23 protein-coding genes and 1 riboswitch are annotated in these 22,872 nt (G+C 37.7%); of the genes, 9 read left to right on the top strand and 14 right to left on the bottom strand.

The features are described 5' to 3' along the window. Positions 1 to 25: 25 nt before the first annotated feature. From I2F23_RS04775 to I2F23_RS04765, 3 genes are all read left to right on the top strand, one after another. On the top strand, positions 26 to 1,006 hold the full coding sequence (locus I2F23_RS04775; RefSeq protein WP_196337716.1) for a DUF4062 domain-containing protein: 981 nt from the start codon (positions 26 to 28) through the stop codon (positions 1,004 to 1,006). A gap of 126 nt (positions 1,007 to 1,132) precedes the next feature. Then, complete coding sequence (gene hemH / locus I2F23_RS04770) at positions 1,133 to 2,149, top strand: ferrochelatase (RefSeq protein WP_195771423.1); 1,017 nt, start codon at positions 1,133 to 1,135, stop codon at positions 2,147 to 2,149. 16 nt (positions 2,150 to 2,165) lie between these two features. Then, the gene (locus I2F23_RS04765) at positions 2,166 to 2,810 is read left to right on the top strand and encodes an MBL fold metallo-hydrolase (RefSeq protein WP_195771422.1); all 645 of its coding nucleotides are present in this window, start codon (positions 2,166 to 2,168) and stop codon (positions 2,808 to 2,810) included. A 1-nt stretch (position 2,811) separates the two neighbouring features. Here I2F23_RS04765 and I2F23_RS04760 read toward each other — a convergent pair whose 3' ends face one another. Beyond that, positions 2,812 to 2,991 (bottom strand): DNA gyrase inhibitor YacG, encoded by a 180-nt coding sequence (locus tag I2F23_RS04760; protein ID WP_195771421.1) that lies wholly within the window; start codon positions 2,989 to 2,991, stop codon positions 2,812 to 2,814. An 87-nt stretch (positions 2,992 to 3,078) separates the two neighbouring features. Here I2F23_RS04760 and I2F23_RS04755 point away from each other — a divergent pair, with 87 nt between their 5' ends. From I2F23_RS04755 to crcB, 3 genes are all read left to right on the top strand, one after another. Further along, positions 3,079 to 3,708 carry a class I SAM-dependent methyltransferase gene (locus tag I2F23_RS04755; protein WP_195771420.1) on the top strand — a complete coding sequence of 210 codons (630 nt, stop codon included), beginning with the start codon at positions 3,079 to 3,081 and terminating at the stop codon, positions 3,706 to 3,708. Further along, on the top strand, positions 3,705 to 4,898 hold the full coding sequence (locus I2F23_RS04750; RefSeq protein WP_195771419.1) for a TIGR03862 family flavoprotein: 1,194 nt from the start codon (positions 3,705 to 3,707) through the stop codon (positions 4,896 to 4,898). Before I2F23_RS04755 ends, I2F23_RS04750 begins: the two co-directional genes overlap by 4 nt. Positions 4,899 to 4,930: 32 nt before the next feature. Next, positions 4,931 to 4,997: riboswitch (Fluoride riboswitch) on the top strand. Positions 4,998 to 5,069: 72 nt separating this feature from the next. Then, positions 5,070 to 5,450, top strand: a complete 381-nt coding sequence (gene crcB / locus I2F23_RS04745) for a fluoride efflux transporter CrcB (protein ID WP_195771418.1) — start codon at positions 5,070 to 5,072, stop codon at positions 5,448 to 5,450. A gap of 48 nt (positions 5,451 to 5,498) precedes the next feature. Here crcB and I2F23_RS04740 read toward each other — a convergent pair whose 3' ends face one another. From I2F23_RS04740 to rsgA, 7 genes are all read right to left on the bottom strand, one after another. Continuing rightward, the gene (locus I2F23_RS04740; RefSeq protein ID WP_195771417.1) at positions 5,499 to 5,834 is read right to left on the bottom strand and encodes a HopJ type III effector protein; all 336 of its coding nucleotides are present in this window, start codon (positions 5,832 to 5,834) and stop codon (positions 5,499 to 5,501) included. Between the two features lie 60 nt (positions 5,835 to 5,894). Then, a complete protein-coding gene (locus tag I2F23_RS04735; RefSeq protein ID WP_195771416.1) occupies positions 5,895 to 7,199 on the bottom strand; it encodes an ABC1 kinase family protein in 1,305 nt (434 codons plus the stop codon). Positions 7,200 to 7,286: 87 nt separating this feature from the next. Further along, complete coding sequence (locus I2F23_RS04730; protein ID WP_195771415.1) at positions 7,287 to 8,648, bottom strand: sensor domain-containing diguanylate cyclase; 1,362 nt, start codon at positions 8,646 to 8,648, stop codon at positions 7,287 to 7,289. A 182-nt stretch (positions 8,649 to 8,830) separates the two neighbouring features. Continuing rightward, positions 8,831 to 9,289, bottom strand: coding sequence for a protein-export chaperone SecB (gene secB / locus I2F23_RS04725; RefSeq protein WP_195771414.1), 459 nt, complete (start codon positions 9,287 to 9,289; stop codon positions 8,831 to 8,833). 29 nt (positions 9,290 to 9,318) lie between these two features. Next, on the bottom strand, positions 9,319 to 9,576 hold the full coding sequence (gene grxC, locus I2F23_RS04720) for a glutaredoxin 3 (RefSeq protein WP_195771449.1): 258 nt from the start codon (positions 9,574 to 9,576) through the stop codon (positions 9,319 to 9,321). A gap of 15 nt (positions 9,577 to 9,591) precedes the next feature. After that, on the bottom strand, positions 9,592 to 9,999 hold the full coding sequence (locus I2F23_RS04715) for a rhodanese-like domain-containing protein (protein ID WP_195771413.1): 408 nt from the start codon (positions 9,997 to 9,999) through the stop codon (positions 9,592 to 9,594). A gap of 92 nt (positions 10,000 to 10,091) precedes the next feature. Further along, complete coding sequence (gene rsgA / locus I2F23_RS04710) at positions 10,092 to 11,150, bottom strand: ribosome small subunit-dependent GTPase A (protein WP_195771412.1); 1,059 nt, start codon at positions 11,148 to 11,150, stop codon at positions 10,092 to 10,094. A gap of 116 nt (positions 11,151 to 11,266) precedes the next feature. Between rsgA and orn the strand changes: the two genes are divergently transcribed. From orn to I2F23_RS04695, 3 genes are all read left to right on the top strand, one after another. After that, positions 11,267 to 11,827: an oligoribonuclease gene (gene orn / locus I2F23_RS04705; protein WP_195771411.1), complete on the top strand. Its 561-nt coding sequence runs from the start codon at positions 11,267 to 11,269 to the stop codon at positions 11,825 to 11,827. A gap of 177 nt (positions 11,828 to 12,004) precedes the next feature. Next, entirely contained in the window at positions 12,005 to 12,736 is a 732-nt protein-coding gene (locus I2F23_RS04700) for a Bax inhibitor-1/YccA family protein (protein ID WP_195771410.1), read from the top strand. Between the two features lie 162 nt (positions 12,737 to 12,898). Beyond that, positions 12,899 to 13,702: an enoyl-ACP reductase FabI gene (locus I2F23_RS04695; RefSeq protein WP_195771409.1), complete on the top strand. Its 804-nt coding sequence runs from the start codon at positions 12,899 to 12,901 to the stop codon at positions 13,700 to 13,702. 48 nt (positions 13,703 to 13,750) lie between these two features. Here the strand turns inward: I2F23_RS04695 and I2F23_RS04690 are convergent, their stop codons facing one another. The 6 genes from I2F23_RS04690 to leuS form a co-directional block, all read right to left on the bottom strand. Then, positions 13,751 to 15,148, bottom strand: coding sequence for an efflux transporter outer membrane subunit (locus tag I2F23_RS04690; RefSeq protein ID WP_211140181.1), 1,398 nt, complete (start codon positions 15,146 to 15,148; stop codon positions 13,751 to 13,753). A gap of 10 nt (positions 15,149 to 15,158) precedes the next feature. After that, on the bottom strand, positions 15,159 to 17,162 hold the full coding sequence (locus I2F23_RS04685; protein WP_195771407.1) for a MacB family efflux pump subunit: 2,004 nt from the start codon (positions 17,160 to 17,162) through the stop codon (positions 15,159 to 15,161). A 2-nt stretch (positions 17,163 to 17,164) separates the two neighbouring features. After that, entirely contained in the window at positions 17,165 to 18,463 is a 1,299-nt protein-coding gene (locus I2F23_RS04680) for an efflux RND transporter periplasmic adaptor subunit (RefSeq protein ID WP_195771406.1), read from the bottom strand. A 126-nt stretch (positions 18,464 to 18,589) separates the two neighbouring features. After that, positions 18,590 to 19,576 (bottom strand): DNA polymerase III subunit delta, encoded by a 987-nt coding sequence (holA, locus tag I2F23_RS04675; RefSeq protein WP_195771405.1) that lies wholly within the window; start codon positions 19,574 to 19,576, stop codon positions 18,590 to 18,592. Positions 19,577 to 19,589: 13 nt separating this feature from the next. Next, positions 19,590 to 20,114, bottom strand: coding sequence for an LPS-assembly lipoprotein LptE (locus I2F23_RS04670; RefSeq protein WP_195771404.1), 525 nt, complete (start codon positions 20,112 to 20,114; stop codon positions 19,590 to 19,592). Positions 20,115 to 20,130: 16 nt separating this feature from the next. Beyond that, entirely contained in the window at positions 20,131 to 22,758 is a 2,628-nt protein-coding gene (gene leuS / locus I2F23_RS04665) for a leucine--tRNA ligase (RefSeq protein WP_195771403.1), read from the bottom strand. Between the last annotated feature and the right edge of the window lie 114 nt (positions 22,759 to 22,872).

Below are 22,872 nucleotides of genomic sequence, written 5' to 3'. Positions count from 1 at the left end.
ATTCCTTTATTTATTGAGTTTACACATGGTCGATAAGCGTTATCAGATATTCATCTCAACTTCAGGGGAGGGAATGTCTAAAGAATATCGAATACTGTGTCAAACTTTGATTGGGTTAGGTTATTTTGCATGGGGTGTAGAAAATAGATGTACAACTACTGCTACACTGGCGCGCCGTAAAATTGATGAAAGTGACTATATAACGCTACTTTTAGGTAGCGACTATGGACAGTTATCTGTTTCTGGTGTGAGTTATATGCAGTTAGAGTATATTTATGCATTGGCTCGACAGAAGTCGATTGTTGTGTTCATGCAAAAGTATGACTTACCGAGTAATGTCTCCACCTTAGATGAAGCACAACAAAAATTTTATCATTTCAGGCAATTGATCCAGCAAGAAGTGAAGGAAATTTTTGAATATGATCATGTCGATGATTTGATCACGCAAGTAAAATATCATATGCCCAAAATTGTACAGACATATCCGACCCAAGGGTGGGTACGTGCTTATAATACAAGACTGTTGCAAGACGAGATTCAGCGTCTTAAGCATAAGGTGGCGCAATTTGAATTACAGGCTGAAAAAAATATAAAACTGACAGCGAATCAATCTGTTTTAGTGCAACTTTCAGACCTTTTTACACTCAGTTATCAGGTTTGTGCACATGAAAATGATTCGTTTGAGCGAATTACGCGCTCTATACACCTTACTTGGTTGGAAATTCTTCAAATTATCGCAAAAGGGCTAACTGAACCTGCTATAGAAGATGTATTTTTAAAGCGCTTAAATCAGTATTTAATGCAAATAACATGGCAAACCTTAAGTAAAGAAAATCCTTTATTGAGTCATATTACACATGTCGATATTGATGACTATATTTTAAATAACATTAAAATTCATATAAAAGACAATGCATGGATTGTACCTATTGGTCGCGACCATAGACAAAGGTTATTGTGGAAAGTGAGCATAAATATACAAAATATTTTAAAAAAAATGATATAGAATCATGATTTGTAAAATGATTGTGAATAACGATAAGTTTTAACAAAAAAACGAGTAATTATATTATTTTAATTAAAATTCAAAACCGTTAAAGTAGATAAAAATATTTCCAGCGAATGAGTGAAGATGAAACAAGATAAACCAAAAATCACAGTAATTCTCGCTAATCTTGGCACGCCAGATGAGCCAACAGCACCTGCTGTCAGCCGTTATTTAAAAGAGTTCTTGTCAGATCAACGTGTTGTTGAAATCCCTAAAATTGTTTGGCAAATTATTTTACGCCTTTTTGTTTTACCGCGCCGTCCTAAACGTGTGGCAGAAGCATATGCTTCAATCTGGTGGAAAGATTCGCCAATGCGTGAAATTTTATTTGATCAAGCCGACTATTTAAAAAAAGCATTGCCTGAAAAGTATCCTGAGTTTGACTTAAATATTGTCCCGCTCATGACTTATGGTAATCCGGGAATGAAAGCACTGCTAAAAGATTTAGATGGTAGTAAAACAGATCATATTTTATTGTTTCCGCTGTATCCTCAGTACTCTGCCACATCTACGGCTCCACAATATGATTTACTCTCAAAGTGGGCATTAAAACAGCGTAATTTGCCGGGTATAAGTATTATTCGTGATTACTACCAACACCCGTTATACATTCGTGCACTTGCAGAAAGTGTAAAACGTTTCCGTGCCGAGCATGGTACAGCCGACAAACTTTTAATGTCTTTTCATGGTATTCCTCAGCCGTTTGCAGACAAAGGCGATCCATACCCAGAGCGCTGTCGTAAAACTGCTAAATTGGTTGCCCAAGAGTTGGGCTTACAAGACAGCGAATGGGCAATTAGCTTTCAGTCGCGTTTTGGTGCCCAAGAGTGGGTACGCCCTTATACAGATGAACTGTTAGATGAATGGGGCAAGAGTGGTGTTAAGTCTGTTCAGATTATGAGTCCTGCTTTTTCCGCAGACTGTTTGGAAACTTTAGAAGAATTGGCCGTTGAAAATGCGGAAAACTTCAAAAAAGCAGGTGGAGAGTCTTATGCTTATATTCCTGCATTGAATACAGATGAAATGCATTTAATACTTTTCAAAACATTATTGACCGCACATTTGGATGCGATCAAGGTAACATTGGCACCATACGAATAAATCAGAAGGGATGCCCATGCTACAAGTTAAGATTGTACCTGTGACACCATTTGCTCAAAACTGTTCAATTGTTTGGGACAGTGAGAGTAAAGAAGCCATTATTATTGATGCAGGTGGTGATGCACAAAGAATTCAACAAGAGGTTCAAGCTCTTGGAATTCAGGTTAAGCAATTGTGGCTGACACATGGGCATCTTGACCATGCTGGTGCAGTGGGTGAACTTGCACGTATATGGAGTATCCCTGTTATTGGACCTCATAAAGAAGATCAATTTTGGTTAGATATGCTTCAAGAAGTTTCAGCACAATATGGTTTTCCTATTCCAGAGCCTGTTCATGTATCGACTTGGCTTGAGGGCAATGAAGTACTTACACTTGGAAAGCACGCGTTTGAAGTGCGATTTGCACCAGGTCATACACCTGGGCATGTCATTTTTTACAATGCAGAACATCGGTTGTTATGGGCAGGTGATTTGCTATTTAAAGAGTCTATTGGTCGTACAGATTTCCCAAGAGGAAACCATCAGCAATTAATAGATTCTATTCATAGCACATGTTTTACATTACCTGATGAAACACAGTTTATTCCAGGGCATGGTGAGATGAGTACCATTGGTCATGAGAAAAAATTTAATCCCTTTGTATCGAGTAGAGCAGGCTAAGTTAGTCATCTTCTCTTGACAATTCTGACTGTGGTGCATCCTGTGTGGGTAAACGATAACTTTCATTTGCCCATGCACCCAAATCAATCATTTTGCAACGTTCTGAGCAAAATGGACGAAATGCATTCTCTTGCCATTTTGCAGGCTCACCACAACGTGGACATGGAATATAGCGTGTCATAAAAAATATCCAAATATGAGAGTAAAAGTAGGCAATAAGTCTTCCGCTTGTTAGACTTATGTCAATTTTTACTAGTTTGATCTGATTATGCAAATTCGTCAATTTCAGGCACAGCGGATGGTTGCCCCTCGTGATTTCCAACCTATTGAAAATAAACCGATTGTGGTAGAAATTGGAGCGGGAAAGGGGAAGCATGCGTTACAATTTTGTACGTTGCATCCAACACAGATCCTTTATGCCATTGAACGTACTCGTGAAAAATTCGATGCAATGCATAAACAGGCACAGTTACAGCCAAAAAACAACCTAATTGATATTCATGCAGATGCATTACCATGGATTACACATGCGCTTTATCCTAAGCAAGTGACGCAGTTTTTCTTACTTTACCCAAACCCAGAGCCTCATAATTCTGCACAGCGTTGGTTAAACATGCCATTTTTTGAGCTTTTACTCTCTCGTTTAGCAGATGAAGGCACAGTTACACTTGCAAGTAATATTGAAAGTTATATTGAAGAAGCAGAGCAACAGTTAAAAGAGTTATGGCAACTGCCATATGAAAAGCAAATTATTCCAAGTGATTCTGCAAGAACACATTTCGAAGTGAAATACTTACAACGTGGTGAACTGTGTCAGCAACTCATTATTCGTAAGCCACAAGGTTATAAAACGCGGTTTGATGAGTTTGAGCCTTTAAATGGTCGGGATCATGTATGAGTAAAAAGTCTGTTGCAATTGTAGGTGCAGGGCCTGCTGGTTTAATGGCAGCAGAAGTTTTAAGTCAATATAACTACGACATTCATGTATTTGAGCAAATGCCTTCGGCTGCAAGAAAATTTTTAATGGCAGGTAAGACGGGTTTAAATATTTCTCATGCAGAAGAACTTTCACAATTTATTCACCGTTATGATCAAGTCGAGTGGTTGAAACCATGGATTACTCAGTTTGATGCACAGTGGATACGTGCATGGATGGATGATTTAGGTGTAACCTCTTATGTGGGAAGTTCAGGGCGTATTTTCCCATTAGAAATGAAGGCTGCGCCGTTATTGCGTGCATGGTTGAAAAGATTAAGTAATACAGGTGTTCAGTTTCATTATCGGCATAAATGTACAGGTATCGAACAAAAAAAACTTACTTATATTGATACATCGCTAAACCAACCTATTGAGTCTGAGAAATTATTTGATGCAGTTGTTTTGGCATGTGGTGCTGTATCTTGGCCAAAACTTGGTAGTGATGGACAGTGGCAAACATGGTTACAGCAACATGAGCTTCAACCCTTTGTTGCCAGTAACGTCGGGGTTGAGTTTTCTTGGTCGAAGTATATGAAACCTATTTTTGGTCAGCCATTAAAACGTATTCAGGCGTGGACATCATCTCAGCATAAAGTCGATGGTGATATTGTGATTACACATTACGGCTTTGAAAGTGGTGTGATTTATCGTCTTAATCGTACATTACGTACTTCTAAAGTATTGTTTTTAGATTTACTGCCTCATCTTTCAGAAGATGAACTTGTTCGTAAACTGAACCACACAAAAAAACAATCTTTATCAAATATTTGGCGAAAAGCTGGTTTAGACCAAGTGAAAATTGCACTCTTGCGTGAGATTGTTGAAAAAGAGTTATGGCAACAACCTGAAAAAATGGCATCTCAAATAAAAAATTTATGTATCTCTATTGAAGGGTTCCGACCGATAGAAGAAGCCATTAGCTGTGCAGGTGGGGTGAAAGAAAATGTATTGTCACCAATGCTAGAGTTAAACTCACAATCAGGTATTTTTTGTTGTGGTGAGATGCTTGATTGGGATGCGCCAACAGGTGGTTACTTACTTACAGCATGTTTTGCGACTGGAAGGATCGCAGGAGAAGGTGCTCATTTATTTTTATGCAAAAATAATTGAAATTTTCCTTCAATTACCTTTATATAGTCATTTGAGATAGAGGAAATGGTATCTTCCTTTTAAAAACCGCCAATAATGGCTAATGATGCCTACGTAACCTTGATGATGATAGCAGGGGCGTAGGTATATGCGTACTCTGCTTAAATAGAAGATAAAAAATAGGAAGAGTATATGTACTATTCATTAGTTGCGATTGCTTTAGGCTCAATTTTAGGGGGATGGTCTAGATGGTGGGTTGGTTTGAAACTGAACAATCTACATCCATCTATTCCTATGGGAACAGTTGCCGTAAATTTGATAGGTGGGTTCATTATTGGATTTGCAATCGCATTTTTTGCACAAAGCCAGCTCAGTCAAAATTATAAACTATTTGTAATTACGGGATTTTGTGGTGGTCTAACCACGTTTTCAACATTTTCCTTAGAGGTTGTGACTTTGCTAGAACAAGGAAGAATCTCTACTGCTATGTTGGTTATTTCGATTCATGTGATTGGTGCATTGTTGTGTACGATGGCAGGTATGGCAGTATTTCAATGGTTGCATGGTGCTTAATCAATTATTGTTTTCGATATGCTTTTAAGCATATCGAAAACCGATATTTTATACGCGAGGTTGAAGTACGTCTCCATCAAAAGAAACACCTTTCCATCCTGTTTTTATAAATTGACGGATATTTTGGTGGTCTTCTTCATTGGGGGTTGCTTGAACTTTTGCGTAGTGCTCTGCGAATAGTTGAAGCGTATCTTGCTCATTTAACTTATGCAGTTTTGCAAATGATAGAACTTTTGCACTGCCTTGGTTTTCTGTTGCTTGATTTTTTTGAGCGCCATTCACGAAAGCTGTTGGTGTATGTGTATAGTGACGGTCAATGTAAGAAATCACATCTATAAATTTGATTGTATTTGCATTTAATTGTGCTAATAGATGCTGTGCCATTTTCTGCCCTATTTAATTTAAAAATCTTATCCTACAACAAATGATGTCATATACAAATAACTAGCTCGTATGTTGATTAGGAATAATTTCTTCAAATAGATCACTTAAATTGTCATTAACTTGTAAATGAATCATATTCCAGTAGTGACCTGAAATCGTTCGATTAATCATAAGTGTATCGGGTGATGGTTTAAATAAATCCCAATATTTTAAAGACTGTTTAGCCAGTTTCACACTGTCATGGTGAGCTGAATTTTCTTTAAAGTCATATTTTTGGGTAAGTGGTCTTAGCAAGACTTCAAGCCATTCATGATATAAGTTTGAAGGAAATTTCCCTTTTTCAGTGAGTGCTTGTAAATCAAATAAAGCCGTTTCTAATTGAGGAATATTGCCATCACGAGAAGCTTGAATTAGGTCTTTAAATTGCTGAATGACATAAGAAGAAATGACTTTCACACCACCATAATCATATACAAGAACATCGCCATTTTCTCGAAATGCAAAGTTACCTGGGTGAGGGTCACAATGAAAACGCTTCAGATAAAAGATTTCCTGTCCCATTGCTTTTACAAGGCGTCTACCTAAGGTATTTCGAATGTCTTGACTCCATGTGCTTGCTGTTGAAATATCATGCCCGACCTCAAGACTCAGTGTTAATAAATGACGAGTAGAGTAGTCTTTAAAGACTTTTGGGATAATAATTTGTGGATCTAACTTTTCATGAAATGAACGTGCAATTTCTAAATTTTGTGCTTCAATTTCATAGTTCAGTTCATTGGCTAAACTTTCCTGAATTTCATTAAAAATTTGATCTTGGAGTTTTTTATCAATTTTCAGTAATCCCATCATTTTTAATGCCAAGCGAATTTGCTTTAGGTCACTTTCACATGCTTCATCTACACCAGGATACTGAATTTTTACAACAACATGTTCACCCGTTTTGAGTTGTGCTTTATGAACTTGTCCAATGGAAGCGGCAGCAAAAGGTGTTTCCTCAAAAGCTAAAAAGGCTTCATGGAGTGATTGCTTTAGTTCTTTTTCGACTTGCACTTTAATGTCATTAAAGGGCATAGGTGGTGCTTGGCGCTGTAGTTTTTCAATTGCTTTAGATATTTCTGGAGGAAAAATATCTTTATATTGAGAGGCAATCTGTCCAACTTTCATGACAGCACCTTTCATTTCTCCAAGTGTATCTGCAATTTGAATTCCGATATCTTGAAAAAGTTTATGTCTAGCTTGGTCTTTATGCTGCTCATCGGCAGTAAAGCTACGAATAGAGTTCGATACAGTTTTTGTTGCGATACTGGCTGTCATACTTGCAAGTTTTAAGAAGCGCTTACTTGGAGAATTAACTGACTTTGCCATGTGCTATTTCGCCTCTAATAATACTTAAATAATATTTTGATAATAACGACCTTTAGTCACTCATTATGCCAGAGAATTGTTAAGTTTTTAGTATGAGGTGTGTGCCTGAAGTGTTCGACCACGACCTTGTTCTTTTGCATGATATAAAGCGTGATCTACATCTGATAGAAGTAGATTTTTGGAGCATTGACCATCCTTCACCATTACGAAACCACCACTATAGTTTAGTTCTATTTTATTTTTGCCTTCATACAATGGGTGACTTGCAAGAGAAGCCCGAATTTGCTCATCAAAAGCGATTGCTTCATTTTCATAACTTGTTTCCAAAATGAGAAGAAACTCTTCTCCACCGAATCGTCCTATATGTACTTTTTGTTTTTTATTGAGTTGTAAAATATGGCAGAAGTGTTGGAGTGCTTTATCTCCAATCATATGCCCCCATGTGTCATTCACGATTTTAAAATGGTCTATATCTAGAAGAAATACACAAAAACCTATTTGAGAGTTTTTACATGTTTTTAAAGACGTTTCTAATTGGTCAAAAATAGCGACTCTATTGAGACATTGTGTAAGATTATCTGTGTTTGCACGTTTTTGTAGTATCTGTTCTGATTTACGTTGCTCTGTAACATTGATACCAATGTTAATATAGGAATAATCTGGAAGCTGAATACTGGTCCACAATGTGGTAAGCATAGAGCCATCTTTACAAATGGGAGTAAGTTCCGTCAGTGTGGATTTCTCAGGTCTACTTAAAAAGTAATTTTTTACTTTATTGTAGTCTGTTAAGTTAGTGAACAAACTTAATAACTGATTATCTGCTTGTTGTAATTCGCTATGTTTCCAACCTAAAAGTCGTTCGCACTCTTGATTCCATAAAGTAAATTTTAAATCTGGACTAATAATATTAATTAATACAGGTGCCTGTTGAGCCAACTGTTTATAAAGTGGATCAGCTTTAATATTATCAATAATATTTTTTTGAGAATAAGCACGGTTTGCAAAATATAATTTTAATAATCCCATAAAAACAGAGAAATTCTTATTGTAAACAATATGCCTCTTTATAAAATTACCTTTTATAAAGATAAATATTTTTTGAGATATATGGGTATTATCTATTTCTAAAATGAGATAATTATTATCTATATTCAAAGGCCGATCTTTATTTTTAACATAAAAAGAAAAGGGCATATTTTTTTTAAAGAAATGGATGTTTTTAATATATTGAATGGCATTTATCTTAGAAAGTGCATAAGCACTATCATAATAATAAGAATATTCAGAACCGTTGATGGATTCTAAAAAGACGATATCCTCACAAAGTAGAGTATTTTTGCAAAGAGTAATGATTTCTTGTGGTGAGATATTTTTATGTATACTTTCTGATATTGTGAATAAGTTTGCATTTGACATTTTAAAATGTGATGCATTTATATTTTTATTCATTTTATTATCATGTTCTTGTGAGAATTATTTTATTTTATGCTTAAAAATTATTATATATGTGAATTACATTTTAGTTGTTATGTAAATATAATGATAATAGATAGAAATACAGCAATATATGCCAAGTGATCTGCTTTTATAAAAAAGTGAGATAATGGATATTATCTCACTTTAGAAAATAATTATGCTTTGCCTTCAGCTTCAGCTGCTTCCATTTGAGCACGTTGCATATTCGCTTCAAATTCTGCATCAAAGTTAATTGGAGTGAGCAATAACTGAGGGAAGCTTCCTTTTGTGACTAAATCATTTACAGCTTCACGTAGGAAAGGGAATAAAATATTTGGACAGTATGCACCTAATATATAAGGTAGGCGGTCTTCTTCAATACCATCTACAAGGAAAACACCTGCTTGTGTTACATCAACGATAAACGCAGTTTCACCCGCATTTTTCGCTTCTACAATTACTTTTAGTGCAACTTCAAAGTGTGTTGCATCAACTTTATCTGCATTTGAAGATAAGTTAATGTTTAACTCAGGTTGCCACTCTTTAGTAAAAACATGTGCCCCAGGAACTTCAAAAGAAACGTCTTTTGTATATAGACGTTCCAAAGCCAATTGTGGTTGCTTTTCTTCAGTCATTATTAAATCCTTATTTAATATCGAGCTGGTTAGTTAACCAGCTCATCAAGTTTGCTTTCGCGATCTAATGCATAAAGCTGATCAAATCCACCAATGAACTGATCGTTAATAAAAATTTGTGGAACTGTACGATGATTGGTACGCTGCATAAGCTCTACACGTACTTCAGGCGCTTCGTTTGAAAGGTTAATTTCTTTATATGCAATACCTTTGCGTTCTAAAAGTTGTTTTGCACGTACGCAGTAAGGACATACTGTTGTAGAGTAGATGACGACATTTGCCATAATGCTTCTCGCTAAACGTTATTTTGCTTTAATTAATGGTAAGCCTTGAGCTTTCCAATTTGAGATTCCACCATCCAGACGGTAACTATCTGCATAGCTAACTTGCGCGATTGCGCTACCTGCAACTTGACCTAAGTTACAAATGAAAACTAACGGTCTTCCCTCAGTTTGTAACTCTTCGATGTGGTTGCTTAAGCTACTGTATGGAATATTGCGACTACCGCTAATATGACCTTCGCGATAGTCTTTGGTATCTCTTAAATCAATCAGCATTGCATTTTGTGCTTTCACCAAAATACCAAGGGACTGTGGAGAAATTTTGCGGCCATTGCGTTTTCCTTCAATTACGAAAAACAGTACGATAAGAACCGCAAGCAGACCAAATAAAAAGGGGTGATTCCCCATGAATTCGAACCAACGTTCCACAATTCACCTTATTACCATCAAAAATTGAGCTAGAGTATAGCTTATATTAATAGTGATCAAAAAGCGTGGTTCAAGGGTAATTGCCAAGAAAATTAAGTTTTTTGGTTTGCGACTTGAATTTCATCGCACAAACGTAAAAAACTTTCTAAACGTCTAGGAAGAATTTCTCCCGTGTTTGCCGCTTTTTCAAGTGCGCAGTTTTTTGCATTTTTATGCGTACAATTTCTAAATTGGCATGATCCAATAAGAGGGAAAATTTCAGGAAAACCATGAAGTACTGCATCTTCTGTCAAATGCCATAGCCCGAACTCTCGAATTCCAGGAGAGTCAATCAGTGCACCATTTTCTCCAAAGCTAATAAGGCGCGTTGATGTAGTTGTATGCTGTCCAAGTGCAGAGTTTTCTGAAATGATATTGGTCTTCTGGGAAGCATCTGGAACAATGGTATTAATTAACGAGCTTTTTCCCACACCAGATTGCCCAACAAAGGCAACTGTTTCACCATCTAATCGTGTTCTGAGAGGAGTTAAATCACCATCAGATTGGGTAAGCATGATTTCATAACCTAAACGTCGATATTCCTCGACAAGTGTATAGATTTCATGATCATTTTGAATTAAATCAACTTTATTCAATACCAATAGGGTTGGAATATCTGCTTCTTGGCAAGCCACTAAATAGCGATCAATGAGCATTGGTGCAGGTTCAGGTAGTGGTGCAAATACAATAACGATCAAACTAATATTGGCTGCAACAGGCTTAACCTTGTGGTAACGGTCAGGACGAGTAAGTAAGGACTTACGCTCATGAATTGCTGTAATAATGCCCAATCCCGTATTGGGATCTGCTTGCCATTTCACTCTGTCGCCTGTAACGAGAAGTTCTAAGTTAGTACGAGTATGACAACGCCAAACACTGCCTATTTCAATCGGTTTCCAAAATGGTTCTGGTTCATTGTCCTTTACCTTTGGTTTTTCGGGATGATTAAGCGGAGTAGAGAGTGCTTGAACTTCAAGTTGTCTACCATAGTGCTGTACAACCAGACCTTCGAGGTCGTTGGATGTATCGATTTCATCTTGACGTGATTGATGTTGTTTCTGAATTCGACGCTTTTGTTGCTCTGTCAAACGACGTTTACGGATAAGAGCCATTCACATATAAAAACCAGTTGAGAGATGGCAAAAATAGCATGAAGCACGGTTCAATTACAGCCAAGAAGCAATAAATTTGCTACTATTCATGTTTTAAGTTGATAAGAACTGATTTCATGAGCAGCACAGTAGATACACGGTTAATTTGGATTGACCTCGAAATGACAGGTCTAGATACTGATAATGATAAAATCATTGAGATTGCAACCATTATCACAGATGATCATTTAAACGTGCTTGCTGAAGGGCCTGTACTTGCTATTCATCAATCAGATCAAATTTTAAATGCCATGGATGAGTGGAATACTCGCCAACACGGACAATCTGGTTTAATTGAGCGCGTTCGTCGTAGCCAGTTAACGGCACGTGATGCAGAAGAGCAAACGATTGCGTTCTTAAAAAAATGGGTTTCTCCAAAATCTTCACCGATGTGCGGAAACTCTATTTGCCAAGACCGTCGTTTTATGCATCGTCTTATGCCTGAACTTGAGCAGTTTTTTCATTATCGTAATTTAGACGTTTCCTCTGTGAAGGAACTTGCAAAGCGCTGGCGTCCAGAAATTATGAGTGGTCTTAAAAAAGAAGCTTCTCATTTAGCATTAGATGATATTCGCGATTCAATTCGTGAATTAAAATATTATAGAGAATATTTCTTTATTACGAATAATGACGAATAAGTAATATAAAAGCCTTTATCTTTGATAAGGGCTTTTTATTTTGTAAAACATGTCGATTTAATTTATAAAAAAATAAAATGAAGTTACAAAAACATATGTTGCTGTATAGGATGGCGACTTGAAAAGCTTTAAAATGGTATACATATTTCACTAATCTTTAGAAATTAGAGCGGAACAATGCAAAGTAATAATCCAATTTTAACACGCGTTGAAACTTACGCCGATTATCAAAAACCAATGACCATTCAAGGGACAATTGGGAAGTCAGTATTACTTACGGGAATTGCAGCAGCAGTTGGTCTTGCAATTTTCTTTTATTGTGCACTTTCAATGAATGTCGCTTTGGCAGGTGCTGCAAGCTTAGTCGGTGCGATCGGTGGTTTATTGATTGCACTGGTTACTGTATTTAAACCGAATACATCACGCATGCTCGCAGTTCCTTATGCATTATTCGAAGGTGCTTTTTTAGGTGGTGTATCATTTGTTTTTCAAATGAAATATCCTGGTGCACCATTACAGGCTCTTCTTGCAACATTTGTAACGACACTGGCTTTGTTTGGCCTGTATAAGTTTCAAATTATTCGTGCAACTGAAAAGTTTAAAGCTGTTGTCATGTCTGCAACGCTAGCTATCGCACTTGTTTTTGTTGTACAGATGGTAATGGGATTAATTTTTAGTTCATCTATTCCATATGTTTTTCAAAGTAACTGGTTAGGAATAGGGTTTGCAGCATTCGTTGCAGTTATTGCATCTTTAAATTTAATTCTAGACTTCGATTTAATTGAAAATGCTGCAGCACAACGTGCTCCAGAATCCTTTGAATGGGTTTGTGCAATTTCTTTACTTGCAACCCTAGTTTGGATGTATACGTCTTTTCTACGTTTAATTGGTCTTTTATCTGATGATTGATCACATGGTATAAATGAATATCAAAAGTCGTCTTTATCGTTGTAAAGGCGACTTTTTTATGTGTAAACATCAAAAAAATGAAAAAAGATGCTTTATGCAATTTCTAAAAATGTCCAAAATAGGCATTATTTCACGCATAGTTTTTAATGAGAGAATATATAAATGGCACAAGGACTATTAACAGGCAAGCGCTTTTTAATCGCTGGTGTAGCAAGTAAGTTATCTATTGCTTATGGTATTGCACAAGCGTTGCATCGTGAAGGGGCAGAGCTCGCATTTACGTATCCAAATGAAAAATTAAAGAAGCGTGTTGATGAGTTTGCAGAAAAATTTGGCTCTAAACTTGTTTTCCCTTGTGATGTTGCTGTAGATGCAGAGATTGAAACAGCATTTACAGAGCTTGCGAAACATTGGGATGGTTTAGATGGTGTCGTACATTCAATTGGGTTTGCACCTGCGCATACGTTAGATGGTGACTTTACAGATGTCACTGATCGTGATGGCTTTAAAGTAGCACATGACATTAGTGCGTATAGCTTTGTTGCGATGGCACGTGCAGCTAAACCTTTATTACAAGCTCGTCAGGGTTGCTTGTTAACACTGACGTATCAGGGTTCTGAACGTGTTATGCCAAACTATAATGTTATGGGTATGGCAAAAGCATCTTTAGAAGCAGGTGTGCGTTATTTAGCATCAAGCTTAGGTCAAGATGGTATTCGTGTAAATGCAATTTCAGCAGGTCCTATTCGTACACTTGCAGCTTCAGGCATTAAATCATTCCGTAAAATGTTAGATGCAAACGAAAAAATTTCCCCACTTAAGCGTAATGTTACCATTGAAGAAGTTGGGAACGCTGCATTGTTCCTATGTTCTCCATGGGCATCTGGTATTACAGGTGAAATTATGTATGTCGATGCTGGCTTTAATACAGTAGGCATGAGTCCAGCGATTATGGATGATGAATAAACATTCATAGGAAATTAAAAAGGGCGACTTTTCAAGTCTCCCTTTTGTTTATTTTGGAAGCTGTGTCACTGGACTGCCACCGAGTGCTTGCATAAGCGTGACATAAGCATTGTATTGACTCTGCTTGGTATTGACTAAGCTTAGTTGTGCGGCACGAGAATTCTCTTGCTGATCTAAAACATTTTTTAGCGCAACTGCACCGTATTTATATTGAACCAACACGAGGCGTTCTGCTTTTTGAGAAAGAGCAAGGTTTTTGGCTTGAGCTGTGACTTGATAATCTAATTCGGTACGATTAGAAAGAGCATTTTCTACATCTGCAAATGCTTGGTAGAGTGTTTGTCGATATTGCAATATTGCTTTTTCATAATCGAGCTGACTAATAGCAATATTTTTTTTCATATCATTATATTGTATGAAGGGTAAGCTGAGGTTTGCGCCTAAAGTAAGTATAGGATTCTTAAGGAGCTGTGTTAGAGAAGTACTACTTGAACCTAATCCCCCAGTTAAATTAATAGAGGGATAAAAACTTGCTGTTGTTGCATCTTTTGTCGCAAGTGCTTTACGTAGTCTTAATTCTGCAGCTTTTAAATCTGGACGCCGTGACAAAATTTCTGCAGGTAAGCCTGATGAAATTTGAGGAAGGTGAATCTGAGGGAGGCGCTTAGGTTCTGTAATATCGAGTTGTTGTACTGGAATATGAAGCAATACAGCAATTGCTGTGCGTGTTTCAACCAGACTTTGTGCAATTCGGCTTAGGTTTGCTTGTTGACTTTGTACAGCCTGTGCGGCTTGGGTTAAGTCTACGTCTGAGACAGCACCTGCTTTGTACTGAATATGAACCAACTTGTAGAGTTTTTGAGAGTTATTGAGGCTTTCTTCGGCGGTAGTTTTACTTTCATGCAAGTAAGCCAATTGCCAATACAGTTTAGCAGTTGTTGAAACCAAGGACTGGGCAGTGGCTTGTAAGTCTTGTTCTGTGGCTAAAGCTTCCCATTGTGCACTTTCAGTTTGTCTTGCTAATTGCCCAAATAAGTCAACTTCATAACTTACATTACCATTTAAAGAAAAGCCCTGAGACTGATCATTGCCTGTATGTAGGTTTAACGTATGTCCTGCAGCACTTGAAGCAGAAGCACGTAAGCCTTGTTGATTTTCCGCCAGTCCTGCTTTTAATCGTGCTTGTTTCAGTGTAAGCCCAGCAATTGCTAGATTATTGTTTCGCTGAAGTACCTGCTCTACAAGCCCATTTAAATTGGTATCACCAAAAAGTGTCCACCAACAATCTGCATGACTATCTATTGAAATTTGTTTGGCATTTGGTTTGCTGTGTTGAAAATTTTGAGGAATATTGACAGCAGGTGCCTGATAAGGGGTTTTAACCAAAGCACTACATCCACTTAAAATGAATGTAGCTAGACCAAAAGCGAGAATATTTTTTTTCATCTTTTTCTCCTTACTCTCTTGCCAACGCAGCAACAGGGTCAAGTTTTGCAGCATTCTTAGCAGGTAAAAAACCAAAGACAATGCCAATGAGGGTTGAACAAATAAATGCTGCAACAATAGAAATGGTAGAGTAGGAGAGTGTGAATACACCACTTGCGAATTGGCTAATAACTTGCCCGATCCCCATTGAAAGGAATATACCTAATATTCCACCAAGTAGGCAGACCAGAACAGCCTCTATAAGAAACTGTTGTAAAATATCGCTTTGACGAGCACCAACAGCCATTCTTACGCCAATTTCTTGTGTACGTTCAGTCACAGAAACAAGCATGATATTCATTACACCAATTCCACCAACGATGAGAGAAATGACAGCAATCGCTGATACCAATAGTGTCATGGTATTTGTTGTTTTCTCAATAGTCTGGCGAATACTATCACTGTTCATGGTATAGATATCTTGCGCACCATGACGTAAGGAAAGAAGGTTAACAATCGCATTATCTGCGGCACTTGTTGAATATTGACTATTTATTAGTACAACAATATTTCTTACATTAGATTGTCCAAGCATACGACTCATGACAGTGGTATAAGGCATATACACATTGAGTGTATCGCTAGAAGACATAGCTGTATTTTGAGATTCAACGACACCAATAATACGTGCAGGTACGCTTCCTAGAAGGATCACTTGTCCAATAGGGCTTTGTACGCGACTAAAAAACTGTTGCTGAGTATTGGTGTCGATGACTACATCTTGCGAGCGAGAATGAACACTGGTGTTGTCAAAGCTTTGTCCTTCTTTAAATTTAAGCCCTTTAACGACAAAGAAATCTTGATTAACACCATTAATAGTACCCGTTGCTTCAGTTTCTTCAAAACGTATAATTTTGGATGTACCTACAACTGGGCTTACTGCATTGACATAGGGCTGTGTTGCAAGTGCATCGGCATCGCTTGGAATAAGTGTCTTAACGTTGGCAAGTTTAGAGTTATCTCCAAAGTTTTTCCCCTGAAATACTGTAATGGTATTTGTACCTAAACTACTAATATCTTTTAAGATCTGTTCTTGTGAGCCTTTACCTAAAGCGACTACCGTGACTACCGATGCAATCCCAATGATAATACCAAGCATGGTTAAAAAGGTACGCATACGATGAGCATTCATAGCAAGAAGTGCCATATGGAATGCTTCAGTCAAACGATCTAACAGTGAAAAGAAAGAAGATGACTTTTTCCCTTTATCTTCATTATGGGTTAATGCAGTTGTTTCGTTTGGATGTTGGGTGACTTGTTCAGTAGACGTATTTATTGAAGAGGGTGTATTGGTTTGATCTGCAATAATTTCCCCATCTTTGATTTCGATAATACGCGTTGCATTTTGAGCAACTTCCATATCGTGTGTGACTAAAATGACAGTATGGCCTGAGGCATTTAATTCACGTAAGATGCGCATCACTTCTAAGCCACTGGCAGAATCTAGTGCACCCGTTGGTTCATCGGCAAGAATAACATCCCCACCATTCATCAGCGCTCTTGCAATAGAAACACGTTGCTGTTGACCACCTGAAAGTTGGTTAGGACGATTATCTAATTTTTCTCTTAAGCCCAATTCACTGAGTAAATCTTTAGCACGTTGTTGCCTTTGAGTTGTATCTACACCTGCATATATTGCTGGTACTTCGACATTTTCTTTTGCAGATAAGTCGTTGAGCAGTTGATATCTTTGGAAAATAAATCCAAAGTATTCTCTTCTAAGCTTTGCTAAATCATCTGGCAAGAGCTGACCAGTTTCCTGACCTTTAACTTTATAAGTACCATATGTAGGCTTATCTAGACAGCCTAGAATATTCATGAGGGTCGATTTTCCAGAGCCAGATTGACCAACAATGGCAATAAACTCTCCCGCATGAATTTTTAAATTTATATTTTTTAAAACTTGAATGGTCGACTCACCTGCAGGAAATTCACGAACAAGGTTGTTGACCTCAAGCAATACTTGCTTCGTCATGATTACATTCCCATAGGTGGTGGGCCACTACGTTTACGGCTATTATTCGATTTTGCAGTTGCAGCAGAAGCATCATTGCTGTCTGCAATAACAACTTGTTGACCTTCTGTAAGACCTGCAAGCACTTGGGCGTTTACTCTATTATTAATACCAAATAGAACTTGCTGAGAGTAAACATCGCCACCATTGTATACACGTACTGTATTAAGGCTTGCTTTACCTTCTTTGAGTAGTGTTTTTTGAGCTTCATTTAAATCTAATTTGCGCGTTTGAGGGGAAGTCGTTTGTAAGTTTGCAGATGCCATGCCATTTGCAGAGAGAACAACTTTAGAGCTACTTAGTGCAGAAGAGGGAACCAATATGGCATCTTTTGCAGCATTAAGTACAATATAAACTTGGGCAGTCATATTAATTCTAAGCTTGCCATCTGAGTTAGGTACATCAAATAATGCATTATAATAAACAGCAGTATTTGTAGAGCTTGAGTCACTTGCAATTGAGTCTGGAGCAGGCTCTATTTGGCGTAATGTAGCATAGCGCTTTTGGTCATCTCCAAGTGTTGTAAAATATACTTTTTGGCCTTTCTCAATTTTCATGACATCGGCTTCACTAACTTGTGCTTTTACAGTCATTTCACCCAATTGTGCGAGTTTTACAATGGTCGGTGTAGTTTGGTTTGAGTTTACAGTCTGACCTTCATCCGTCACAATTGCGACTACAGTGCCATCAATGGGTGCAACAATACGTGTATAGCCCACGTTTGTTCTTGCTGTAGATTCTGACAGGCGTGCTTGTTCAATTTGGGCATCGAGTACTTTAATTTGTGCAGATGCTGTTTTATAGTTTGCTTCTGCTGCCTCAAAACTTGAACGAGGTGTTGCATTTTGTGCAAGCATTGCTTTTTGACGATTATATTCTAATGTTGCTTCATGCAGTTTTGCATCTTGTTGTAGACGCTGAGCCTGCAAACTACGAATATTGGCTGCTGTATTTTGTAGCGTATTTTCCTGAGTTTCAGAGTCAATTTTGGCAATGACTTGGCCCGTTTTTACCTGATCACCTAGGTGCACATACATGTGTTTGACTTGGCCTGAAACTTGAGCACCTACACTGAGCATTTTACTTGCGCTTAACGTTCCTGTCGCAAGTACAGTACTTTCTAGATCTCCTGTGGTGACAGCTTCTGTAATGTACTGTGGCTGTTCAGCTTTTGGCTTAGAAGACTGCCAAATTAAAAAGCCAATCATCAGAAGAATAAAAAGTACAACGAGAAATTTGACGGATTTAATTTTTTTTAACATATGAAAGCTACGTAGCTGTATCTGAATGGGCGTTGTAAAAGAAATAAAATAATATGACACTGCTGTATTATCATATTTTCTTGCTCTAAAAGTGTCCCCTGACTATTCCATAGCAAGTGGGGAGTCTTATCTAAAAAGTACTTTACCACATAATTGCCCAATTGCTTGCAATATCAGCAGTTCTGGCTTTTGATTTGAGAGACCTTTAATAGAAAGATCGATATTTAATAGTAAGCTTGGCCAATTTAAGAATTCTTGTGCATCAAGGCGCTGTAAAGCTTTCTGATAAAGATGAACTTTGGTTTTCCAAATGCCCAGTTGTATACCTTGATGGGGTTGTTCAAACAACTGCATGAGTAATCGCATCTCTTTACTAATAACCCATAAAATAAAGGTGCTTGGTTCGCCTGTTGCGATGAGATATTGATAAATTTTTATAGATTGCTCGAAGTGACCTGCAATTAGGCTATCACTAAGATCATATGCAGAGTAACGCGATTGGTCTTGTAGACAGCTATGAAGCTCTTTTATACCAACATTGGCCAATTCTGGAAATGTATCGCTTACACGAATGAGACTATTTTTTGCTGCAAGTAAATTATGTTCATGGTGTTCAAGAAGCCATGGCCAAGCATCATTTTCTAAATGAAGGGAAAGTTTTTTTGCTTCTATTTCAAGAATATGTTGTCGATCTTTAGGGTAATTCGCTTGAAGAGAAACCAATGTACCATTTGCTTCAACAGTTTGTATAAAGCTACTTTTTAAGCTCTGTGTATCTTGTTTGGGCATGACAATGACAAGTAAATTTTGCTCATTGTGCTGAATAAATGCTTTCAGTAATTTTAAGCCATTGGCATCAGGCTTAATATTCCCATGTACTTCTATCGCAAGTTGTTGTGAAAAAAGGGACAAACTATTTAAAGCATTAAATACATTTTTCCAGTCGTGAACGCTTTGAATATCATAACGTTGGCGTTCAATGTCTTTAGATCGCCACTCTTTACGAAACTCATCTAGTAGGTTTTGCTCTAATAAAGGTTCCTGACCATGAATAAGCCAAGCACCTAAAGCGTTATTTGTACGCTTGAGTGCTTGCATATAATCAATTTTCATAACAAATGATCAATTATTTTGTATCTTGTACAGTTGTTATCGTAGGTAATCGATTGGTTGAAATCTGACGTGACATTTGTTGTGCTACGTCATCTACTAGCATGTCATTCAGATAAGATTCTTCGTTATCATCGACGTTTACCGTAGCCACATTATATTGGTAGCTTTTAACGCTAGAAATCGTGCGTGGCTCTGTAATTGGTGTGCCGTTGCGGTCTTCAATTTGGAATGTAACATCTAAATGTAAAATGACTTCGGCAACACGACCGCTAAGTTTTTGACGACGATATTGATAGTCCAATACATGGAGGGTATACGCATTTGAACTGTCATCAAATTTAGCTCCATTACCTGTTAAATATACTTTAAGTTTTTCACCTAAGTTTGCTGTATTTGAAGGTAAATCGAGCTTTAAGTGTTGATATACCAGAGGTGTCGCACTAGGACCATGGCCAACAAGATGAAAGCCACAGCCCACTAAGCTTGCACTTAGGCCTAAAGTTAAAATAACTGCTGAGAGACGTTGGACTAAGTGCATGCTTTTTCCTTTTCTGTTAAACCACGAGGTTTACGAGTTTATTTGGAACAACAATCTCTTTTTTTGTTGGTCCTGTTAAAAATTGTTGTACTTCTGGTAATGCTTTCGCTTGGGCAAGAATATCTTCTTTAGAAAGATCTGTTGCAACTTCAAGTTTACCACGAAGTTTACCATTAACTTGAACAACGATGGTTTGTGTATTGCGTGTAAGTGCCGATTCATCAACCACAGGGAATGTTGTTTGAGTTAAATCAATTTTAAACTCAGCTAAAAGCGTTTGACTTAAGTGTGGTGCAAATGGAGCAAGCATCGTAAGTAAAGCAATAATAGATTCTTGCTCAACAGCAAGATCATTATCAGACACTGCATTAAACTTGGTAATTGAGTTTAATAGCTCCATTTGTGCCGCAATTGCTGTATTGAATGCATGACGACGTTCAATGTCATCACCCACTTTAGCAATCGTTTCGTGCGTTTTACGTCGTAAATCTTGTGCATCTTTAGACACAGTTGCTTTGTCTAATTGAAGTGATTTATTAGCAGTTTTTTCTAAAAAGCTTGCAGTTAAACGCCATACTCGTTTTAAGAAACGATTTGAACCCTCTACACCAGCATCAGACCATTCGAGTGATTGATCAGGTGGAGCAGCAAACATCATGAAGACACGTGCTGTATCTGCGCCGTATTGATTCATAATTGCTTGAGGATCGATACCGTTGTTTTTGGATTTAGACATTTTTTCTTGTCCACCAATAACAACAGGCTGTCCATCTGCTTTTAAAATAGCAGATGTAATACGGCCTTTTTCATCACGAATCAATTCAATTTCATTTGGATTGAACCAAGTTTTTTTACCACTTGTTTCTTCACGGTAGAATGTATCTGCAAGTACCATACCTTGAGTAAGAAGATTCGTAAAAGGTTCATTTCCTTGAACTACACCTTCATCACGCATTAGTTTATGGAAAAAGCGTGCGTAAAGTAAATGTAAAATCGCATGTTCTACACCACCAATATATTGATTGATAGGCAACCATGTTTGCGCTGCTTCAGGCTTAACCATGCCACCTGTAAAGTCAGGAGATGCATAACGTGCATAGTACCAAGAAGACTCTACAAATGTATCTAACGTGTCTGTTTCACGTCTTGCTGCACTACCACAGTTTGGACACGTGGTTTCGTAGAATTCAGGCATTTTTGCAAGTGGATTTCCCGAACCATCTGGAACAACATCTGTAGGTAAAACAACAGGAAGCTGATCTTCAGGAACAGGTACTTGACCACAAGATTCGCAGTTAATCATTGGAATTGGACAACCCCAATAACGCTGACGAGATACACCCCAATCGCGTAAACGGAATTGAACTTTTTTGCTTGCAAGTTCTTTTGGTGCTAACAATTCAATAAATGCATCAAAAGCAGCTTGGAATGTTAATCCATCAAACTGCCCAGAATGAACAAGTTTACCTTCTTTACTGCCATACCAATCTTGCCATTCAGTTGGATTGTAAGGTTGATCATTTTCGCCTTGAGCATCTATGACTTGTTTAATAGGTAAACCAAATTTGTTCGCAAATTCAAAGTCGCGTTCATCATGTGCTGGTACGGCCATAACAGCACCAGAGCCGTAGCTCATAAGAACATAGTTCGCAATCCAAACTTCTACATCTTCACCAGTAATCGGATGCTTAACGTAAAGTCCAGTTGAAATACCTTTCTTTTCAGCTGTTGCTAAGTCTGCTTCTGAAACTGAACCATGACGACATTCTTCGATAAATGCATTGAGTTCAGGGCGTAACTCGGCTGCTTTTTTAGCCATTGGGTGTTCTGCGGCAATTGCGATATAAGTCACACCCATTAGCGTATCTGGTCGAGTGGTATAGACCGTCAATCCATCTGCGTAGATTTCTGTATTGGCAGATGGGAAAGTAATATCCATGCCTTCAGAGCGGCCAATCCAGTTGCGTTGCATTGTAAGTACTTGCTGTGGCCAACCTTCTTTTAGCTGATCTAAATCATCAAGTAATTCTTGAGCATAATCTGTAATGCGGAAGTAATACATTGGAATATCACGTTTTTCAACCAATGCACCTGAACGCCAGCCTCTACCATTTTCAACTTGCTCATTTGCAAGGACTGTTTGATCTACAGGATCCCAGTTTACTGTCGAGAGTTTACGATAAATTAAACCTTTTTTATAAAGTTGGACAAATAACCATTGTTCCCAGCGGTAATATTCTGGTGTACATGTCGCAATTTCACGATCCCAATCAACGGCTAAACCCAGTCGTTTTAACTCGTTACGCATGTAATCAATATTTTCAAATGTCCATTTCGCAGGTGCAACTTTATGCGCAATTGCTGCATTTTCTGCAGGTAGACCAAAAGCATCCCAACCCATTGGTTGTAGAACAGTTTCACCTTTGAGCTGATGGAAGCGACTCAGGACATCACCTATTGCATAGTTACGTACATGCCCCATATGTAGTTTGCCGCTAGGATATGGAAACATAGATAGAATGTAACGATGTTTACCTTCAACAGTGTCGGCAACTTTAAAAACTTTGCGATCAGCCCAATCTTGTTGAACTTTAGGCTCAATCGCATTTGCTTGGTATTCAGGGTCAATATGTGATGTAGTCATAAAAATTTAATCGATGACGAATTAGAGTTAAAAAGTTAGTACAGCATATCGCAAAATGCCCATAAAAGTGAATTTTGCGAGATAAATTCTATCAGCTATTTTTAATCTATCCAT

This window comes from Acinetobacter pollinis, from assembly GCF_015627175.1.
In the GTDB taxonomy this organism is placed as follows: domain Bacteria; phylum Pseudomonadota; class Gammaproteobacteria; order Pseudomonadales; family Moraxellaceae; genus Acinetobacter; species Acinetobacter pollinis.
This window is presented reverse-complemented; position numbering and strand designations above follow the sequence as displayed.

Excerpts from the sequence above, each read along its gene's own strand:
- I2F23_RS04775 (WP_196337716.1), top strand. The coding sequence starts at position 26 with ATGGTCGATAAGCGTTATCAGATATTCATCTCAACTTCAGGGGAGGGA.
- hemH (WP_195771423.1), top strand. The coding sequence starts at position 1,133 with ATGAAACAAGATAAACCAAAAATCACAGTAATTCTCGCTAATCTTGGC.
- I2F23_RS04765 (WP_195771422.1), top strand. The coding sequence starts at position 2,166 with ATGCTACAAGTTAAGATTGTACCTGTGACACCATTTGCTCAAAACTGT.
- I2F23_RS04760 (WP_195771421.1), bottom strand. The coding sequence starts at position 2,991 with ATGACACGCTATATTCCATGTCCACGTTGTGGTGAGCCTGCAAAATGG.
- I2F23_RS04755 (WP_195771420.1), top strand. The coding sequence starts at position 3,079 with ATGCAAATTCGTCAATTTCAGGCACAGCGGATGGTTGCCCCTCGTGAT.
- I2F23_RS04750 (WP_195771419.1), top strand. The coding sequence starts at position 3,705 with ATGAGTAAAAAGTCTGTTGCAATTGTAGGTGCAGGGCCTGCTGGTTTA.
- crcB (WP_195771418.1), top strand. The coding sequence starts at position 5,070 with ATGTACTATTCATTAGTTGCGATTGCTTTAGGCTCAATTTTAGGGGGA.
- I2F23_RS04740 (WP_195771417.1), bottom strand. The coding sequence starts at position 5,834 with ATGGCACAGCATCTATTAGCACAATTAAATGCAAATACAATCAAATTT.
- I2F23_RS04735 (WP_195771416.1), bottom strand. The coding sequence starts at position 7,199 with ATGGCAAAGTCAGTTAATTCTCCAAGTAAGCGCTTCTTAAAACTTGCA.
- I2F23_RS04730 (WP_195771415.1), bottom strand. The coding sequence starts at position 8,648 with ATGAATAAAAATATAAATGCATCACATTTTAAAATGTCAAATGCAAAC.
- secB (WP_195771414.1), bottom strand. The coding sequence starts at position 9,289 with ATGACTGAAGAAAAGCAACCACAATTGGCTTTGGAACGTCTATATACA.
- rsgA (WP_195771412.1), bottom strand. The coding sequence starts at position 11,150 with ATGGCTCTTATCCGTAAACGTCGTTTGACAGAGCAACAAAAGCGTCGA.
- orn (WP_195771411.1), top strand. The coding sequence starts at position 11,267 with ATGAGCAGCACAGTAGATACACGGTTAATTTGGATTGACCTCGAAATG.
- I2F23_RS04700 (WP_195771410.1), top strand. The coding sequence starts at position 12,005 with ATGCAAAGTAATAATCCAATTTTAACACGCGTTGAAACTTACGCCGAT.
- I2F23_RS04695 (WP_195771409.1), top strand. The coding sequence starts at position 12,899 with ATGGCACAAGGACTATTAACAGGCAAGCGCTTTTTAATCGCTGGTGTA.
- I2F23_RS04690 (WP_211140181.1), bottom strand. The coding sequence starts at position 15,148 with ATGAAAAAAAATATTCTCGCTTTTGGTCTAGCTACATTCATTTTAAGT.
- I2F23_RS04685 (WP_195771407.1), bottom strand. The coding sequence starts at position 17,162 with ATGACGAAGCAAGTATTGCTTGAGGTCAACAACCTTGTTCGTGAATTT.
- I2F23_RS04680 (WP_195771406.1), bottom strand. The coding sequence starts at position 18,463 with ATGTTAAAAAAAATTAAATCCGTCAAATTTCTCGTTGTACTTTTTATT.
- holA (WP_195771405.1), bottom strand. The coding sequence starts at position 19,576 with ATGAAAATTGATTATATGCAAGCACTCAAGCGTACAAATAACGCTTTA.
- I2F23_RS04670 (WP_195771404.1), bottom strand. The coding sequence starts at position 20,114 with ATGCACTTAGTCCAACGTCTCTCAGCAGTTATTTTAACTTTAGGCCTA.
- leuS (WP_195771403.1), bottom strand. The coding sequence starts at position 22,758 with ATGACTACATCACATATTGACCCTGAATACCAAGCAAATGCGATTGAG.